The 17,472-nt window shown below is 67.8% G+C and carries 21 protein-coding genes and 1 tRNA gene; 15 read left to right on the top strand and 7 right to left on the bottom strand.

All coding sequences use genetic code 11. The features are described 5' to 3' along the window. Nucleotide 1: 1 nt before the first annotated feature. A complete protein-coding gene (locus Pth03_RS23225) occupies nt 2-742 on the bottom strand; it encodes a helix-turn-helix domain-containing protein (protein ID WP_203946454.1) in 741 nt (246 codons plus the stop codon). A gap of 151 nt (nt 743-893) precedes the next feature. Here Pth03_RS23225 and Pth03_RS23220 point away from each other — a divergent pair, with 151 nt between their 5' ends. Further along, nucleotides 894-1,112 carry a hypothetical protein gene (locus Pth03_RS23220; protein WP_203946453.1) on the top strand — a complete coding sequence of 73 codons (219 nt, stop codon included), beginning with the start codon at nt 894-896 and terminating at the stop codon, nt 1,110-1,112. 177 nt (nt 1,113-1,289) lie between these two features. Here the strand turns inward: Pth03_RS23220 and Pth03_RS23215 are convergent, their stop codons facing one another. After that, nucleotides 1,290-1,649, bottom strand: a complete 360-nt coding sequence (locus Pth03_RS23215) for a GntR family transcriptional regulator (RefSeq protein ID WP_203946452.1) — start codon at nt 1,647-1,649, stop codon at nt 1,290-1,292. Between the two features lie 152 nt (nt 1,650-1,801). Between Pth03_RS23215 and Pth03_RS23210 the strand changes: the two genes are divergently transcribed. The 8 genes from Pth03_RS23210 (at nt 1,802) to Pth03_RS23175 (ending at nt 7,417) form a co-directional block, all read left to right on the top strand. After that, nucleotides 1,802-2,143, top strand: a complete 342-nt coding sequence (locus Pth03_RS23210; RefSeq protein WP_203946451.1) for an SCO3933 family regulatory protein — start codon at nt 1,802-1,804, stop codon at nt 2,141-2,143. Then, entirely contained in the window at nt 2,136-3,488 is a 1,353-nt protein-coding gene (locus Pth03_RS23205) for an FtsK/SpoIIIE domain-containing protein (protein ID WP_203946450.1), read from the top strand. Before Pth03_RS23210 ends, Pth03_RS23205 begins: the two co-directional genes overlap by 8 nt. A gap of 20 nt (nt 3,489-3,508) precedes the next feature. Further along, the gene (locus Pth03_RS23200; protein WP_203946449.1) at nt 3,509-4,207 is read left to right on the top strand and encodes a DUF2637 domain-containing protein; all 699 of its coding nucleotides are present in this window, start codon (nt 3,509-3,511) and stop codon (nt 4,205-4,207) included. A 17-nt stretch (nt 4,208-4,224) separates the two neighbouring features. Continuing rightward, nucleotides 4,225-4,386, top strand: coding sequence for a hypothetical protein (locus Pth03_RS23195; RefSeq protein ID WP_203946448.1), 162 nt, complete (start codon nt 4,225-4,227; stop codon nt 4,384-4,386). A 6-nt stretch (nt 4,387-4,392) separates the two neighbouring features. Continuing rightward, complete coding sequence (locus tag Pth03_RS23190; RefSeq protein WP_203946447.1) at nt 4,393-4,533, top strand: hypothetical protein; 141 nt, start codon at nt 4,393-4,395, stop codon at nt 4,531-4,533. A gap of 99 nt (nt 4,534-4,632) precedes the next feature. Continuing rightward, nucleotides 4,633-6,015 (top strand): replication initiator, encoded by a 1,383-nt coding sequence (locus Pth03_RS23185; RefSeq protein ID WP_203946446.1) that lies wholly within the window; start codon nt 4,633-4,635, stop codon nt 6,013-6,015. Next, nucleotides 6,012-6,197: a helix-turn-helix domain-containing protein gene (locus Pth03_RS23180; RefSeq protein ID WP_203946445.1), complete on the top strand. Its 186-nt coding sequence runs from the start codon at nt 6,012-6,014 to the stop codon at nt 6,195-6,197. Before Pth03_RS23185 ends, Pth03_RS23180 begins: the two co-directional genes overlap by 4 nt. After that, complete coding sequence (locus Pth03_RS23175; protein ID WP_239119296.1) at nt 6,194-7,417, top strand: site-specific integrase; 1,224 nt, start codon at nt 6,194-6,196, stop codon at nt 7,415-7,417. Before Pth03_RS23180 ends, Pth03_RS23175 begins: the two co-directional genes overlap by 4 nt. Nucleotides 7,418-7,537: 120 nt before the next feature. Here the strand turns inward: Pth03_RS23175 and Pth03_RS23170 are convergent. After that, a tRNA-Arg gene (locus tag Pth03_RS23170) sits at nt 7,538-7,610 on the bottom strand. Nucleotides 7,611-7,826: 216 nt separating this feature from the next. Here Pth03_RS23170 and Pth03_RS23165 point away from each other — a divergent pair. Together Pth03_RS23165 and Pth03_RS42205 are read left to right on the top strand one after the other, a co-directional pair. After that, the gene (locus Pth03_RS23165) at nt 7,827-9,059 is read left to right on the top strand and encodes an esterase-like activity of phytase family protein (RefSeq protein ID WP_203946444.1); all 1,233 of its coding nucleotides are present in this window, start codon (nt 7,827-7,829) and stop codon (nt 9,057-9,059) included. Between the two features lie 264 nt (nt 9,060-9,323). After that, nucleotides 9,324-9,446, top strand: coding sequence for a hypothetical protein (locus tag Pth03_RS42205; protein ID WP_275413177.1), 123 nt, complete (start codon nt 9,324-9,326; stop codon nt 9,444-9,446). A gap of 23 nt (nt 9,447-9,469) precedes the next feature. Here the strand turns inward: Pth03_RS42205 and Pth03_RS23160 are convergent, their stop codons facing one another. Beyond that, a complete protein-coding gene (locus Pth03_RS23160; protein ID WP_203946443.1) occupies nt 9,470-11,035 on the bottom strand; it encodes a long-chain-fatty-acid--CoA ligase in 1,566 nt (521 codons plus the stop codon). A gap of 197 nt (nt 11,036-11,232) precedes the next feature. Between Pth03_RS23160 and Pth03_RS23155 the strand changes: the two genes are divergently transcribed. The 4 genes from Pth03_RS23155 to Pth03_RS23140 all read left to right on the top strand — a co-directional run bounded on the left by Pth03_RS23155 (nt 11,233) and on the right by Pth03_RS23140 (nt 14,916). Beyond that, nucleotides 11,233-12,093, top strand: a complete 861-nt coding sequence (locus Pth03_RS23155; RefSeq protein WP_239119295.1) for an oxidoreductase — start codon at nt 11,233-11,235, stop codon at nt 12,091-12,093. 38 nt (nt 12,094-12,131) lie between these two features. After that, nucleotides 12,132-12,767 carry a TetR/AcrR family transcriptional regulator gene (locus Pth03_RS23150; RefSeq protein ID WP_203946442.1) on the top strand — a complete coding sequence of 212 codons (636 nt, stop codon included), beginning with the start codon at nt 12,132-12,134 and terminating at the stop codon, nt 12,765-12,767. 182 nt (nt 12,768-12,949) lie between these two features. Continuing rightward, nucleotides 12,950-13,417, top strand: a complete 468-nt coding sequence (locus tag Pth03_RS23145) for a hypothetical protein (protein WP_203946441.1) — start codon at nt 12,950-12,952, stop codon at nt 13,415-13,417. Nucleotides 13,418-13,428: 11 nt separating this feature from the next. Continuing rightward, complete coding sequence (locus tag Pth03_RS23140; RefSeq protein WP_203946440.1) at nt 13,429-14,916, top strand: multicopper oxidase family protein; 1,488 nt, start codon at nt 13,429-13,431, stop codon at nt 14,914-14,916. Nucleotide 14,917: 1 nt separating this feature from the next. Here Pth03_RS23140 and Pth03_RS23135 read toward each other — a convergent pair whose 3' ends face one another. The 3 genes from Pth03_RS23135 to ldt-CoaP form a co-directional block, all read right to left on the bottom strand. Next, the gene (locus Pth03_RS23135) at nt 14,918-15,472 is read right to left on the bottom strand and encodes a GNAT family N-acetyltransferase (RefSeq protein WP_203946439.1); all 555 of its coding nucleotides are present in this window, start codon (nt 15,470-15,472) and stop codon (nt 14,918-14,920) included. Nucleotides 15,473-15,622: 150 nt separating this feature from the next. Continuing rightward, complete coding sequence (locus Pth03_RS23130; protein ID WP_203946438.1) at nt 15,623-16,306, bottom strand: hypothetical protein; 684 nt, start codon at nt 16,304-16,306, stop codon at nt 15,623-15,625. 156 nt (nt 16,307-16,462) lie between these two features. Then, entirely contained in the window at nt 16,463-17,194 is a 732-nt protein-coding gene (gene ldt-CoaP, locus Pth03_RS23125; RefSeq protein WP_203946437.1) for a L,D-transpeptidase, read from the bottom strand. Nucleotides 17,195-17,472: the final 278 nt, after the last annotated feature.

Raw genomic sequence — 17,472 nt, 5'->3', positions numbered from 1 at the left:
ATCAGGACTCTATCGGGGTGGCCTTGTCCCAGACCTTTTCGAAGCTGTCGACGTAGGTGGTGACCATGTCGCCGCCGACGACTTTCCGCAGGTGCAGGACGGGGGCATTGCCTGCGGGCGTGCCGTACACGTGGGTGTTGACGAGCAGCTGGTCGTCCCCGCGGTAGATCGAGTTGTAGAGCACGGTGCTGTGTAGCCGGATCTCGACGTTCTTCCGTCCTCGGATCGGCTTGTAGAGCACAAGGACGTTGCGGATCTTGGCGGCCATGCCGTCGTCGATGCCCTCGTCCGCGCCGCGCTGGGCGACCTCAGGGCTTTCGGGGTCGCCGAGCAGGATCCGCACCCGGGCGCCAGCGGCGGCTTTCTCTCCGAGCATGCGCACGATGCCGGCGTCGTCGGCGAGGAACAGACCGCTGTAGACGAGGATCCCGATCTCCTCAGTGGCTTGGGCGAACAGACGTCCCCATGCGTCCCTGGGGACGGCCCAGCGGTGCGGGTAGACGGTGACGATCTCGCTCTCGGAAGCGGACGCCACCTGGTCTCGCGTCAACGCCTCCGGCCAGAGGTAGCTCTCGTCGGTCCCCAGGTGGGCGGCGACGGCGTACCTGTGCTTTCGGTACGGTGCGCGGCCTTTGGTGATCCACCGCTCGACCGTTTTTGGGTCGACCTGGATGGCCTCGGCCAGCTCGGCGATGGTCACGCCGCGTTCCAGCAGTACCGCGCGTAGTCGCTCGTTCGCCATCTCACCTGCCACGTTCGGGGACGTCCAGGGACGTGGCAATCGTAGACGGGACGTCTTGCACATGTCCCGTCCTGTAGTGATCTCGTCCTGCCTCCTCGCCGCACTCTCGGTATCGCACGCCCCACCGACTGCGACGAAAGGACAGGTGATCATGACAGACACGACCGTCACCCCACCCGCCGAAACCCCCGGCTGCGAATGCGGCGCCCTCCTCGACGACGGGCAGACCCGCTGCCACAAATGCCTCGCCCGTGACCGCTGGGCCCGCCGTCAGGCCGCCCGCCTGCGAGCGCAGCACCGCCGCGGCGCGACCCGGCGTCCCCCGCGTGACCCCCATACCGCTGCTGCGAGAGGGGTGAGCTGGGCATGAGCTGGCTTCCCCTGATCATCGCCCTCGTGCTCGCCGGCACCGTGCTCGTCGGCTACATCGCGGTGCTGGTCGGCATCAAGCGGGAGGACAAGGCGATGAGCCTGACTTCCGCTCCGGACGGCCAGTCGGTTCGGCTGGCCCGTCATGTCACCGGGCTACACGTTCGCGGTGGCGGCCCTACCGGTCGGATCGCTCCGAAAGCGTCGACTCGACCCGGGCGAGGCGTTCCGACAGGTCCTGTACGGCGGTGCGTAGCTCCATGACCTCGCTGACCAGATCCATCGCCGGCAGCTGCTCCGACTCGCTGGGCTCCTGGTCCTGGACGAAGACGCCCTTGCCTTGCTGGCCGATGAGCAGGCCTTCGTTCCGCAGGATGCCGACCGCCATCTTCACCACGCTCAGCGACGCGTCGTACTGCTCGGCAAGCTGCGCGGTCGACGGCAGCAGGCTTCCGGGCGCTAGGGATCCGCCGTGGACCTGCTTACGCAGATCGTCGGCGATCTGGAGATAGGCGGGCTGCCCCGTCTTCTTGACCATCACCCTCCAGAGTCGCGACGAGCATCTCTCACTTACACAGCTCTGCTGGCCTATCTCACCACGGGCGGCCAACCAAGCCAACCAAGCTGCTTGACAGCTATGCCAACTAGGTTAACTATGTTGTTCACTTCAAATCCTAAGGAGGTCACCACATGCGCACCATCCCGATCCCCGTCGACGTCACCAAACTGCAGTTCGTCTGCGTCCGCGCGCCCCGCCCGCGCGTCCTCAACCAGGACACCGGCGAGATCAAGACCGACAAGAACGGCCAGACCGTCTACGAGACCGTCCTGTCGGTGGAGGACGATCTCGGCCGGATCGAACTCGTCAAGGTCGGCACCTCCGGCGAACCCCAGATCGCCACTGGCCAGGACATCACCCCGATCGGCCTGCTCGGCTACGTCTGGGAGATCTCCCGCGCCGGCGACACTCGATGGGGGATCAGCTACCGCGCCAGCTCGCTCGTCCCCGCCGGGGTGAACGCCCTTGCCTGACACCCTGTGGATCGCCCTCGCAGCCCTGGCCGCCCTGGCGGCCGGGCTGTGGGCCTGGCACCGCTACCACTACCCCTCGTTCTGGCTGGCCATCGGCTTCCCGCTGATGACCATCACCATTCGCGCCACCTGGCGCACCGTCGCCCTCGGCTGCGGACTGACCAAGAAACGCCAACGCTTCTGGTTCACCACCGTCCCGCGCCTGATCGCCTCGACCGGCCTCGTCAAAGTACGGCGACGCTTCCAACGGGTCGCCGTCGACACCAAACCCTTCATGTGGCTACCACGGCCGACCCGGCACGGGTGGCGCGTCACCGTCCACACCCTGGAAGGGCAGATCCCCGCCGACTACGCCCAGGTCGCTGAACGGCTCGCGCACTCCTGGGGCGTGCACGCCGTCCGCGTCTCCTCACCACGCCCCGGCCGCGTCGTCCTGGCCGCGACCATGCGAGACCCTCTCATCCGCCTCGACCACCTCCCCACCTCCGGCGAACTCCTCAAAGTCACCATCGGCCGCCTGGAGACCGGCGGACCGTGGGCCATCGACTTCCGCACCATCCCGCACTGGCTCAACGCCGGCGCCACCCAATCCGGCAAATCCAACCTCGCAAACGCGCTCATCGTCGGCCTCGCCCCCCAACCGGTCGCCCTGGTGGGCTTCGACCTCAAGGGCGGAGTCGAGTTCACCCCCTACGCGCCGCGCCTGTCCGCGCTGGCCACCACACGCGGCGAGTCTGTGGGCTTGCTCGATGACCTGGTCGCGCTGATGGTCGACCGTATGGGTCAGTGCCGTACGGCTGGCGCCCGCAACATCTGGCAACTCCCCGACACCCTCCGCCCGGTGCCCGTGGTGGTGCTAGTCGACGAACTGGCCGAGCTCTACCTGATGGCGGACAAGTCCGAGAAAGACGAGATCGCACGCACGTCCACCGCGCTCCTGCGGGTGGCCCAGCTCGGGCGGGCGTTCGGCATCTACCTGTTCTGCTCCGGCCAGCGCATCGGGTCCGACCTCGGCCCCGGCGTCACCGCGCTCCGCGCTCAGTGCTCGGGACGCATCTGCCACCGGGTCAACGACCCCGAAACCGCGACCATGACCCTCGGCGACCTCGATCCCGCCGCCCTCGTCTCCGCCCGCGCCATCCCCGCCGAAACTCCCGGGGTCGCGATCGTCGCCTCCCAGGACGGCCAGTGGTACCGCGCCCGGTCCTTCTACGTCTCCGAGCAAACCGCCGAACACGCCGCCACCACCTGGGCGCACCTCGCTCCGTCCTGGGACGAGATCACTCGTCCAGGACGGTCCTCCGAGGTGACCGGGACCGACCTGTCTGAACTCCTCACCGCCTGACCGACAGAAGGGAGGGAACGATGCGACGCCTCGCCTCATGGTTGCTCGACACCGGGCCGGTCCTCATCCTGGCCGCTATCGCGGGGGCCGGATCGTTCACCCACATCCGCGACACCGCCACCGACCACGGGCAAACGGGCTGGATGTCCTGGGCGGTCGCCGTCTGCGTCGATCTCACCTGCGTCATGGCCGCCCGCGAACGCCAACGCGACAAGAAGACCGGCCGCAAGCGAACCGGCTGGGTGTCCTGGCCCACCCTCGTCCTCGTCGCGGGGATCGTCCTGTCCCTGGCCGCCAACCTCCAGCAAGCCGAACCCACCATCTGGGGACGCCTCACCGCCGCCGTCCCCGCCGGCGCCTTCCTCATCGCCGTCTCCATGCTCGAACGCCGCGCCGCACACGCCACCGAACCGTCACCAGAACCGGCAACCGTCGCGATTCCGGCACCCGCCGAGATCAATGCGCCAGCTTCGTCCTCACCCGTGTTGGTGCCGTCCTCCGTCCCCGCGCCCGTCCCAGCAGGTGAGGACGGCAGGACGGAACGGGCCGGACTATCCGCGGCGCTCGTCGACTACGCCCGCCGTGTCGCCGACGACCACCACGCCAAACACGGCAAGCCCATTACCCGCGACCTGCTCCGCTCCCGGCTCGGCGTGTCCAACCAACTCGCCTCCGACCTCCTTCGCACCGTCCGTGCCGCAGCCTCGGAACCCACCTAACGAGAGGAGCCCTGACCTTGAGAATCCGCCTCGATGGCACACCGGCCGAGCTCATCGACGCCCTGTTCCGGCTACGCCAGACCTTCACCGTGGCCGGCGTCTCCCGCGCCTACCCCGACCGCGCCAAGAAGCACCATTGGCGGGTCTTCGTCACCACCACAACCCGAGAAAGGAGGTGAACCGCCGTGAACGACACCGAGCAGGGCCCCGCCCTGGAAACCCCGCCGGCCGTACCTCTGCGGTGGCAGTGCTGCCACTGCGGCGGAGGCGGCCTGGACTCCTACGGCGAGACCTGCCGTCACTGCAACGGGCTCGGCCTGTGCTGATTCCGTGAGCGCCCCCGGCCTGGCCGCACATCCGCCAAGACACACGCCAGGTCGGGGGCCTATCCCTCCACCCTCAACGAGTGAAAGGAGGACACCATCTTGCCCGCATCCACCACCAATGCGCACGCAATCCACGGCGCCATCTCCCGCTTGAACGACCCCCACTACACCCGCTGGGCATCCCAGATCCGGCGCGCGGGAGGCTGCCGACAGCCGATCCACCTGCGCGGCAAAGTCGAACACTGGGACACCGCCACCGGCACCCTGCTCCACCGCTACAGCACCCGCCTCGAACCGGACGGCGTCCTGCGCGTCCCCTGCAAGACCCGGCGCGCCTCGCGCTGCCCGTCCTGCGCCGAGGTCTACCGCGCCGACACCTACCACCTCATCCGCGCCGGGCTCGTCGGCGGCAAAGGCGTCCCCCAGACGGTGACCAAACACCCGTGCCTGTTCGTCACCCTCACCGCGCCCTCCTTCGGCCCGGTCCACACCCGCCGAGAGCGAAACGGCAAGGTCCTCCCCTGCCACCCTCGCCGCGACGCCCAGGCATGCGAACACGGGGCCGCCATGTCCTGTACAGCACGGCACCAACCCGACGCTGAATGTCTCGGCGAACCACTCTGCCCCGGCTGCTACGACTACACCGGCTCCGTGCTGTTCAACGCCCTCACGCCGCTGCTGTGGAAACGCTTCACTGATGCTCTGCGCCGCCACCTCGCCAAGAGGGGCGAACTCACCTTGCGCGATATGCGCGAACAGCTCGTCGTCTCCTTCGCCAAGGTGGCTGAATACCAACGCCGCGGTGTCGTCCACTTCCACGCCGTCATCCGCCTCGACGGTCCCGGCGGCCCCGGCCTCGCCCCTCCCGACTGGGCTACGGCCGAGATCCTGGCGCAAGCCGTCCAGCACGCCGCAGGCGCCGTCACCGCGACCGCTCCGGCGACTCCCGGTACTTCAGCGCGAGTTCTGCGGTGGGGAAGCGAGATCGACGTCAGGCCTATCACCCTGCGGGGCGACCTGACGGAACAGGCCGTGGCCGGCTACATCGCCAAGTACGCCACCAAAGCAGCCGAATGCGTCGGCACCCTCGACCGGCGCATCATCCCCACCGAAGACATCGCCCTGCTGCCCGTCCGTGACCACGCCCGCCAGCTCATTGCCGAATGCCTCCGCCTGGGCGCCATCGGCAAGCTGGCCAGCCTTCGGCTCTCCCACTGGGCCCACATGCTCGGCTTCGGCGGCCATTTCTCCACCCGAAGCCGCCGCTTCTCCACCACCCTCGGAGACATCCGCGCCGACCGCGCCGAACACGCCCGCACCGAAGCTGTCTCAACCGGTCGTCTGCCCCTCTTTGACGAAGACACCTTCCTCGTCATCAGCCGATGGGAGTACGCCGGCAAGGGCTACTCAGCCGGAGACGCCCTCCTCGCCGCCACCATCACCGGGATCCCCACCTCCGGCTACGCAGGAGGCGCATCATGACGCGACTCCTTGTCACCGTCCCCCAGGCCGCCGACCTTTTGGCCATCTCACGGTCCAAGCTCTACGAGCTGATCAACTCCGGCGCGGTCGTCTCCGTCCGCATCGACGGCTCCCGGCGAGTACCGGTCTCCGCCCTCAACGACTACATCGACCGTCTAACTGAGCAGGAGCGCGCAGCATGACCAAGCAACTCGGCACGAGCGACAAGCCCGGCAAGAAGAGCGCGCCCAAGCTCCGCGACGGGGTCATGAAGCGCGGGAGCACCTGGTCTTACGTGATCCGCGTGAAGGATCCACAAACCGGCGAGAGCAAACCGAAATGGGTGAGCGGCTTCGCCACCGAGGACGACGCCAAAGCTGCCCGCGACGAGGCTCGCGTCAAGGCACGACGGGGCGAGTACATCGACCGGAACGAGATCACCGTAGGGGAGTACCTCGACGAGTGGATTGAGGCCCACGCCGTCGAGATCAAGCCCAAGACGCTCAAGGACTACCGCGACATCATCAACCGATACGTCAAGCCGCACATCGGCGGTCAGAAGCTGCAAGCGGTTCGTCCGGCGACGATCACGAAGCTCTACCGGGATCTGATGGCGGGCGGCGGCAAGAGCGGGCGCACGCTTTCGCCCAGGACCATCGATTACGTGCATGCGGTGCTCCGGAAGGCGTTCCGGGATGCGGTCGAGGTTGACCAGGTGCTCCCCTCGAACCCCGTCGAACGCGCCAAGCGGCCTCGCCGTACGGTGACCGAACCCGGCAGCGTGTGGTCCACCGAACAGCTGCGAGGCTTCCTCGTGGTGGCCCGGCAACATCGGCTGTTCGCCTTCTTCCACCTCGCCTCGTACACCGGTGCGCGCCGCGGCGAGCTGCTCAACCTGCGGTGGTCCTCGATCGATCTCGACGGCTGCGAGATGACGATCACCGGCTCGGCGGCCTTCATCGATGGAGAGCGCATCGAGGGGACCACCAAGACTGGCCGAAGGCGGGTGGTGTCCATCGACGAGAGCACCGTCCGGGTTCTGAGGGAGCACCGGAGGCAGCAGGTGGCCGACAAACTCCTTGCGGGGGAGGATTGGCGCGGCACCGGTGATCATGTGTTCGCGACTGGATGGGGCGACCCGATCCACCCTGACACGGTCTCATCTCTCATGCCGATTTTGATCAAGAGATACAACGATCCGAAGGACGGCCCGAAACCCGGGAAGCCGCTCCCCCATGCGCGCCTTCATGACCTCCGGCACGTCCACGCAACCACACTCCTCCTCGCCGGTGTGCCGGTGCATGTGGTCGCGGCCCGACTCGGCCACGTCGACCCGTCGATCACGCTTCGGGTGTACGCCCACGTGATTAGAGCGGCGGAAGCCTCGGCCGCCGAGATCTTCGCCAAAGCGATCGGGGAATAGCGGGCGGAGCCACCTGGGAGCCACCCGTGTTAGCAAGGGCGTTAGCAAACAGCTAGATCATCAGTAAAACAAGAAGGCCCCTGATGGCATATTGCCTGTTCAGGGGCCTTCTCTGTTGTGTGCGGCCGGAGGTACTCGAAACCCCAACCTTCTGATCCGTAGTCAGATGCTCTATCCATTGAGCTACGGCCGCTTGTCTTGGTGCACCAACCCCTCGGCCGGTGCGACGACAAGAACTCTACCAGACCTCGTACCCCTGCTAGAGCCATTAACTTTGCCCTACGGCAACCCCAGGAGGCGCGTCAGCACCAGCCGCTCGTCGGAGATCCGGCGGCTCCACCTGATCGGTTTCGTCTCCCGTCGCCTCACGTTGGAGCGCCCGTCACCCTGCCTTTCTAACGTGCGCCACATGAAACGAATCTCGATCATGTTTGGCGCCCTTGCGCTGACCGCCGGCCTCGCCACCCCCGCCCTGGCCGACTCCGGCCACGCGAATGGCCACACGACGAAGGGCCACTCGAATGGCCACTCGACGTTTGGCCGGGCCACGCTGACCGGTTTCGCCTCTCTACCGGCACAGTCTTACGTGCCCGGGAGCCTACCCTCCGGTGCAGCCGCGGGAGCGGGCCCGATCAACGGCGTCCCTGTGCCGTTCCCCGGGCAGCCCATCCAGGGCTTCAGCGGCGTCATCAACAACCACGACGGCACGTACAACGTGCTGTCGGACAACGGCTACGGCAACAAGGCCAACAGCGGGGACTTCCTCCTCCGCGTCCACCACATCAAGCCCAACACCAAGACCGGCAAGGTCTCGGTGCTCGGCGGCTTCTACCTGAGCGACCCCTACCGCAAGGTGCCGTTCGCGCTCACCCGCTCCGACCGTGTTCTGACCGGTTCCGACTTCGACGTCGAGTCGATCGTGCGCGCCTACGACGGCACGTACTGGATCGGCGACGAGTTCGGCCCGTGGCTTCTGCACTTCTCGCCGTCCGGCAAGCTGCTCCAGGCCCCGATCGCCCTTGAGGGCGTGAAGGCCCCGGAGAACCCGTACCTGAACGGCGGGCAGCCCAACCTCAACAGCAGCAAGGGCTACGAGGGCATGGCCCGCGGGATCGACGGCCGCTACCTCTACCCGCTCCTCGAGGGCACCGTGGCGGGCGACACCCCGGGCGACCTGCGGATGAACCAGTTCGACCTGCGCACGGGCAAGTACACCGGCAAGCGCTTCGTCTACCGCCTCGAGGCCCCGGGCAACTCGATCGGTGACGCCATCGCCATCGACAAGAACCGTTTCCTGATCATCGAGCGCGACAACGAGCAGGGCGATGCCGCCAAGCTCAAGCGTCTCTACCTCGCCGACACCCGTGACCGCAACCGCGACGGCGTCATGGACAAGACCCTGGTCGCCGACCTGCTGGACCTGGCCAACCCCAAGCGCCTGGGCGGTTTCGACACGACCTTCCGGTTCCCGTTCCAGACCATCGAGGACGTCACGCTCCTCGACGACCAGACCGTGGCCGTCCTGAACGACAACAACTTCCCGTTCTCCTCCGGCCGCACGCCGGGTCAGGCGGACAACGACGAGTTCATCACCGTACGGCTCTCGCAGCGCCTGCACGCCGACCGTCGCGCGTTCATCTAGGCACCCGCGAACCGACATCTCTATAGACGCTCCGTAACCGCCCTCGGGCGCCCCCGCCATCCGCGGGAGCGCCCGACGGCCTCGTTTCAGGGGGTCCTGACGGGACCGTCGTGAGCGACGTTCTCGCAGGTCCAGCCACCTAGACGGCGCGGAGCAGACGCGACGGATACACCTCCATACCCTTGTCCCGTGGCGCGACGCTGACGGTTACGGAGGGGTATCAGGCACTCACCAGGATCGCCCGAGGCCGCCGTGGGAGTACGCGTGAGCATCGAGCCCGACCCACCCGGCAAGCGGTACCGCCTTCGCGGTCTCCTCGCCGTGACCCTCGTGGGCATCGCGTCCTGGGCGCTCATCATCTGGGCGGTCATCAAGATCTTCGGCTGAGCCCCCAGTCGACAGAGCCCCCGTCAGACGCCGCCGGCCGGCTCCGTTTTGTAGGCGGCGACGAGCGCACGCTTGAGCACCTTGCCGCTCGGCCCCACCGGGAGGGCCTCCACGATCTCCACACGACGGGGGTACTTGTGGGCGGCCAGCTTGTCCTTCGCGTACTCGAACAGCGTCGAGGCGTCCGCGTCTGCGCCGGGTGCGAGCACGACGCAGGCGATGATCTCCTCGCCGTGCACGTCGTCCGGCACCCCGAACACGGCGGCGGCGGAGACGGTGGGATGCGCGGTCAGCAGCTCTTCCACCTCGCGCGGGTACACGTTGTATCCGTTGCGAATGATCATGTCCTTCTTGCGGTCGACGATCCAGACGTACCCGTCGGCGTCCTTCCTCCCGAGATCGCCCGTACGGAACCATCCGTCGACGATGGCCTTGGCGGTCTCCTCCGGCAGGTGGAGGTAACCCTTCATGAGGTTGTGCCCGCGGATGACGATCTCGCCCAGTTCGTCGGTCGCGAGCAGCTCGATGCGCTCCTCGACGTCCGGCCTGGCGATCTCCACGTCGACGCCCCAGATCGGCGTGCCGACGCTGCCCGCCCGGGGGGTGCTGCCACGGTGGTTGAAGGTCGCCACCGGCGAGGTCTCGGTCAGGCCGTAGCCCTCGTAGATCTCGACCCCGAACTCCTTGCGGAAACGCTCGATGACGGCGAGCGGAATGGACGCCCCGCCTGAGATCGCGTAGCGCAGCGGCGGCCGTTCCGGGATGGTCCTCGCGGCTTCGAGCAGCGCGACATACATCGTGGGAACGCCCATCATGATCGTGCACTGGTTGTCGATGAGGCTGCGCAGCGCCGTCTCGCCGTCGAACCTGGGCAGCATGACGATCTTCGCGCCCGCCCTGAACGCGGTGTTGAGCGTGCAGGTCTGGCCGAACGTGTGGAAGAGCGGAAGGGCGCCGAACACGACGTCGTCCGGTCCCATGTCGAAGGTACCCACCAGCAGGGTGTTGGCCTGCTCGACAAGGGAGAAGTGCGTGCCCATCGCGCCCTTGGGCTTGCCCGTCGTGCCGCTGGTGTAAAGGATCGTCGCCGTGGCGTCCGGCCGGCACGGCTCGTACGTCACGATCGGCTCGGCGTCGGCGGCGAGCTTTTCCAGCTGCGGGACGTCGTCGATCGGCTCCGGCGACAGCACGGAGATCACGGGGACGCCGGCCTGCTCCGCGCCCTTCGCGCCCTCACCGAGCAGCGGGGCCGCGCACACCAGCAGGGTGGCTCCGGAATCCCTGAGCACGTACTCGATCTCGTCGGCTTTGAGCAGCGCGTGGACGGGGACGACGATGCCGCCCAGGCTGAGGATGGCGTAGTACACCCGCGGAAAGTCGGCAACGTTGGGAATCAGCATCGCGACCGCGTCGCCGGACGTCACGCCCTGCCGCCTGAGCGCGCCCGCGTAGCGACGCGTCTGGTCCCACAGCTCGGCGTAGGTGATCTCGGAGGCGCCGACGACGACGGCCGTCGCGCCAGGTGAACGCTCGGCGCGCTCCTTGAGGATCGCGGCGACGGAAAGGGTGGCGTTGCTCGGAACGGTCATGGGTTGCCTCATCCTGCAGACGACGAACAGCAGACCGGTGCCGGCGCCTATCCCCGGTCAGCGCGCAGACCGTAGATCCACAATGCCAGCGATCACGCCCGCCATGAAGACCCCACCATCGGCAACTCCGTAACCGGAAATCTATTTCCGGTTATGGGTAGAGTGATGACCGAACAGCAACCCGGGAAGGCGAAACGATGAAGACATGGTTGATCACAGGCGGTACTTCCGGTTTCGGGCAGGCCTATGCCGAAGCCGCCCTGGAACAGGGTGACCAGGTGGTCCTGACCGCTCGGAACGTCGAACGGCTCGAGACCTGGGCGCGGGACCGCGAGAAGACCGTCCTGGTTCTGCCCCTGGATGTCACCGACCCCGCACAGGTCGCCTCCGCGGTCGACGCCGCCCAGAACCGGTTCGGCGCGATCGACGTCCTGGTCAACAATGCCGGCGGCGGCTCGCACGGCGCGGTCGAGGACACCGGCGAGGCCGTGATCAGAAGCACCTTCGAGGTCAACTTCTTCGGCACCGTCGCGATGATCCGGGCGGTGCTCCCCAGGATGCGGGCCCGCCGCAGCGGTTGCATCGTGAACATCTCCTCCGTGGGCGGGGTGCGCGCGTTTCCCGGCGTGGGTTACTACAACGCGGCCAAGTTCGCCGTCGAAGGCATCTCCGAATCATTGCGGCAGGAGGTGGAGCCCCTGGGGATCAAGGTCCTGGTGGTCGAACCCGGAGCTTTCCGCACCAAGGCCGACAGCGCCGGCTACTCCGCGGGCACCACTCGCGTGCTGGACGACTACGCGCACACCGTAGGCGCACTGAGCGAAGCGCTGGTCGCCATGAACGGCAAGCAGCCAGGCGACCCTCGGCGAGCGGCCCGTGCCGTCGTCCAGGCTGTCGCCTCGGACGATCCGCCGCACCATCTCGTGTTGGGTAGCCTCGGGTTCGATCAAGTCACCGCGAAGCTCGAAACCATGCTGGCTCAAATCCGGGCCTGGGAGGACGTTGCACGCGGTGCGGACTTCCCCGACAGCACGCACAAGCCAGGGGCCTACGTCTGACCGCGGCGGGGCCCCTCATCCGACGAGAGGGCTCGGACATGGCGGACGCACCGCGACGGCTGCGACGAGACGCCGAGGCGAACCTCGAACGCATCCTGGCCGTCGCCGTGACCGTGTTCGCCGAGCAGGGAATGGACACCAGCATCGAAGTCGTCGCACAGCGCGCCGGAGTAGGCCTGGGCACGATCTATCGTCGCTTCGCCAACAAACAAGCGCTGTTGGACGAGCTGGCCAGGCGGCTGCTGACCGACGTTGTGGCCGTTGCGGAACGGCACCTGGAAGACCCGGACGGCACGGGACTGGCCGGGTACTTCTGGGGGATCGGCGAACTCCTGGCCACCCACCGGGGGCTGGTGTCCCACATGTGGAACATGCCGGGCGCGGCCCCGATCGTCGCCCGCTCACGTGACCTGCAAGGTCGGTTGCTGGCCGACGCACAGCGCCACGGGCTGGCCCGCGCCGAGCTGACGGCCGAGGATGTCGCGGTGACCGCCTGGTCGCTGCAGGGCGTCCTGGACACGACGCGCGGGCTGCCGGTCGACGCGTGGCATCGGCACGTGGAAATCCTGCTGGCCGGGCTCGCCCCGGGAGCGCAGCCCTTGCGCCACCCGCCGCTGACGCCGCACGAGATGGACACCGTCATTCGCGAGACACCGGCCGACCAGCGTCCCTGATTCGGAGGCCTGGGCGGGCGATCAGCTGCAACTCAGCGACAAGTGGTTACCAAGCCGGATTTCTTATCTTCACCTGTGTAAGCGACCAGCATGCGGTGCGGGGGACGCCGCCCACACAGGAGGAAAGAACAGATGCCCTGTCACACGAGAGGGCTCCTCGCGTCACGGCCGGGGAGAACATCATGAGGACCGTCTACAAGGTTCTGGCGTACCTCGTCGCCATCGAGGTCGCCGTGCAGGCGATGGCCGTGGTCTTCGCCGACGCCGGCATGGGCAAGTGGGTCGAGCAGGGCGGCGTGCTCGACAAGGCGGTCATGGAGAGCGATGAATCGCCGTTCCCCGAGGTCATCGGCTTCATGATCCATGGCATCAACGGGATGATGGTCATCCCGTTGATCGCGCTGCTTCTGCTGATCTCCTCGTTCTTCACGAAGATCCCGGGAGCGGTGAAGGCGGCCGCCCTGGTGGTCGTGCTCGTCGCGATCCAGGTCTCCCTGGGGCTCGCCGGCCACGAGATCCCCGCCGTGGGCGCCCTGCACGGCCTCAATGCTCTGCTGCTGTTCAGCGCGGCCGTCTACGCCGCGTTCCGCGGCCGCGGCGCGGGTGCGGATGCGGTCTCCCAGCCGCAGTCGATCAGGACCGTCGGCTGACGGCACACCACATGAACGGGGCTCATCGACGCGGCGCCCGCATCCGTCTCGCAATCGCGGGCGCCGCGACCATCGCCTTACTCGGTCCGCTGACGTGGTTCTGGTACGACAGCCTGATGCCGGAGTCGTACTCCGTGATGGACATGGGGTACGCGGACTACGGCGGCGCGGCGCCCCACCACGGGGCTCACCACATGCCGGGGGGCCGGAGCGTCACGGCGTTGACCGCCGACCCGGATCGCACGGCCGACGTCGCGGTCAACCTGATCGCGCGCAAGCAGCGGTTCCGCCTGCCGACGGGTCGCTCCGTCGACGGCTACACGCTGAACGGCACGTCGCCCGGCCCGGTCATCCACGCGACCGCCGGGCAACTCGTGCAGGTCACACTCGTCAACGAGTCCGTGCCCGACGGCATCACGCTCCACTGGCACGGCCTCGACGTGCCCAACGCCATGGACGGGGTCGCCGGCGTGACCCAGGACGCGGTCGGCGTGGGGAAGTCGTTCACCTACCGCTTCGTCGCCGACCAGGTGGGCACCTTCTGGTACCACTCCCACCAGGTGTCGCACGAGCAGGTGCGCCGGGGCCTGCTCGGCGCCCTGGTGGTGGCCCCCGCGTCAGGCCCGCGTCCGGGCACCGTCGACGTCGTTGCACTGCTGCACCTGTACGGCGGAGCCCGCACGGTCAACGGGCGGGAGGGTGACGTGCGGGTCCAGGCGCGACCGGGCGAACGGGTGCGCGTGCGCGTGGTCAACACGGAGAACGGCCAGACGCCGGTGTGGGTCGGCGGCTCGCCCTTCCGGCTGGTCGCGGTCGACGGCACCGACCTCCACGAACCCGCTCCCGTCCGCGACACCGCCGTGCTGCTCACCGCCGGAGGCAGGGCCGACCTCGAGGTGACCATGCCCGCCGACGGCTCCGCGGTCCGGGTGCACATCGGCGGCCCCGGCGGCGTCGTGCTCGGCTCGCGGACGTACGACGCGCCTGCGGTCCGGCGGCCCACGAAGACGCTGGACCTGCTGGCGTACGGCAGGCCCGCCCCGCTCGGGTTCGATCCTGAGGCGGCCTCCCGGCGGTTCGACTACGACATCGGGCGCCGGCCCGGCTTCCTCGACGGGCGTCCCGGCATCTGGTGGACCGTCAACGGCCACATGTTCCCCGACGTGCCGATGTTCGTCGTCGCCGAGGGCGACGTGGTGCGGATGCGCGTCTCCAACAACAGCGGCGAGACGCACCCCATGCACCTGCACGGGCACCACGCCGTGGTGCTGAGCCGCGACGGTGTGCGCGCCACCGGTAGTCCGTGGTGGGTGGATTCGCTCGAGGTCGGCAACGGCGAGACGTACGAAATCGCGTTCGTCGCCGACAACCCGGGCGTCTGGATGGACCACTGCCACAACCTGCCGCACGCGGCCGAGGGGCTCGTCGCGCACCTGATGTACGAGGGGGTCACCACGCCCTTCACGGTGGGCGGCACAGCCGACAACGAACCGGAATGAGTCACGCCGCCCGGACGTGCAGATGTCCCTCATGCGGGAAGACGGGCGGCTGGGCAGGCAGGACGGATTGAAGGACATATCCACACTTGTCCGCCACGCGGCACGATGCATGATTGTCGACGGCATGCAGCAAGTCGAGGCGGACCAGCGGCACGATCCGCTGGGAGCCGAGCGCCCACCGCGACACCGTCTCGAGCGCCCGGCCGGCGACGCCCCGGCCTCGAACGCCCGCGGACGTCCAGTAACCGACCTCCGCCGTACTGGAGCATGACGGGTCTTCGAGGCCGGTCACCTTGACCACGACGTGGCCGATCGGAGTGCCTGCGTCATGCCCCAGTACGGCGAAGCTGAACCGGCTGCCGGTCTCCCAACCCGCGCTTTGCGCGTCGATCCATCGGCGGGCCTGCGCGCCGGTGGCGAGCGGGGTGGTCAGGCGATGCCGGAGAAGCGGGTCACGATGGGCCGCCAGAAGGGCGTCGGCGTCGTCCGGCCGCCAAGGGCGCAACCACAACGCCGGCGCGGACGCCGTCGGTTCCGCGTGCAGGATCACCGTCATGGCACTCCCCCGGCGGCCGGGATTCCTGATCACCGTACGGCTCGTGCGCGTTCAGTCCGCAGTCTTGCCGCCTGGCGGGCGCGCGTACGGCAAAGGCCCCGTGAATTCGGCCGTATTCACGGAGCCTTTCTGAGATCTGTGATAGATCGGTCAGCCGGTGACCGCGAGGTCGGACGCCACCGGAGTCGGGGCGGGTGCCTCACCAGGGGTCGAAGCAGTGGGGGTGGGGGTCGGCGTCGCCGGGGTGCTGGGCGTCTCAGAGGGAGTCGGCGCCGGGGTGGTGGGCGTCTCAGACGGGGTCGGAGCCGGAGTGGTGGGCGTCTCAGCCGGGGTGGTGGGCGTCTCAGACGGGGTCGGCTTCGGGGTGGTGGGCGGAGTCGTGGGCTGGTTCGGGCAGTCCACGGTGAAGACCTTGTACTTGCCGGAGCCGTTCTGGCCTTGGAAGGACCAGGTCAGCTTGTACCGCCCGTCGGGGAGGCTCAGGTCCTCGGTGCGGCCGTGGCCGGACTGGTCGAGGGTCAGCGTCCCGTGCAGAACCTCTTTGTTGTCCGACAGCGAAACGATGCTCCACGACACCTGCTGCTTGGCGTCGAAGTTCCAGCCGACGACGTAGAAGGTGCAGACCTTCGCCTGGTCGCACTGGTTGTGCTCCGACGTCGTGGCCCCATGGATCTTGACCGTGCCGTTGTCGCCATGCTGCGAGTGGCCCGAGTGGCCCGTCGTGGCGCTGGCCGGGGCGGAGTTGAGACCGGTGAACGCGAAGAAGGCCGACGCGGTGAGCAGGGTCGCCGCGAACGCTCGGGCCGTGAACTTGCGTGACTTAGTGGTGAGCAATTTTCAGACCTCGGGGAGAAATGGATTGTCTGGTGGGGAAGACGGGACCTGCTACGAGCGGGTCCCGGGTGTCTTCCCTTGGGGAACCGGCGGGCTGAATGCGCGGCGCCGCCTCCGACGAGGCTGCGCGCATCGCCACTCCACCCGCCTGGGGGTCTAGTTCATGACGAGGACCATGCTGCCGAGCGGAACTTTGGCCAGCTGGTTCAGCGCGTCCGAGGGAACGCGGACACAACCATGCGTCACGGCCTGTCCGAAGACGCTCGCGTCCGGCCATCCGTGGAAGGCGACCGTACCGGGGCCACCGCCGTACGTGTCCAGCGTCTCGGAATGCGTGCCGACAGGCAGAATGAGCGGGCTGTAGGTCTTCTTGGTTGGGGCCAAGGAGGCGAGCATGAAGGTACGCCCAGTGGGGGTGGGCGTCTTGGCGGCACCGACCGCGACGGTCCACGTCCCGAGCACCTGGCCGGCCTTCAGCAGGGCGAGACGCCGCGCCGAGAGGTCAACCTTGATCACGTACGAGGTGTGGGCGGTCTCGAGCTTGCCGGTGCCGTCGGCGATCCAGCCCGTCGCCTTGGTCGGCCGACTGGGCAGTAGCACCCGGAGCCATCCCGGCTTTCTCTCCACGACCGGCACCCAGGTCGGGGAACCCAGCTGGGTGCTGGGCAGCAGCGCCACCGGGTCGCCGCCGGGCGTGGCGGACACCGTCACCGATTCCTTGGGGTGAACCACGGTGCCGCCGCCGGCCGTGACCGGTCCGGTGTCCTGTGGGATGCCTTTGAGATTCGTAAAGGTCGTGGCTTCGGGCAGCTTCACCTCGGGCTGCTTCGCGGCTGCCGGCTTCACGGAGGGGTCAGTGGTCGACGACCCGCAACCGGCGGCCAGCATCCCAGCCGCCAGAAGAACGCCTATCCTGCGACCGCGTCTGCCGCCTGCCAGGCGACGCACGGAGACAGCACGAACTGGGCCGTCCCACTTGGAGGGAATACGCACAAGAAACTCCCGATCAAGATCAGGGTCATGCGCCAGGGAAGCGGTTCTCGGCGACTCTGACCCTGCCGGTCGCAAAAGCTATCACAGCCACATGGGTCAGTTCTGGTCAATACACATGTCATCTACGCGGAGAATGTCGGCGATAGAGGTCGAACCGTTCCAACGGCGGCACT

Source organism: Planotetraspora thailandica (assembly GCF_016863335.1).
In the GTDB taxonomy this organism is placed as follows: Bacteria; Actinomycetota; Actinomycetes; order Streptosporangiales; family Streptosporangiaceae; genus Planotetraspora; species Planotetraspora thailandica.
Note: the sequence above shows the minus strand (reverse complement) of the source record. Positions and strands in the feature narration are given on the sequence as shown.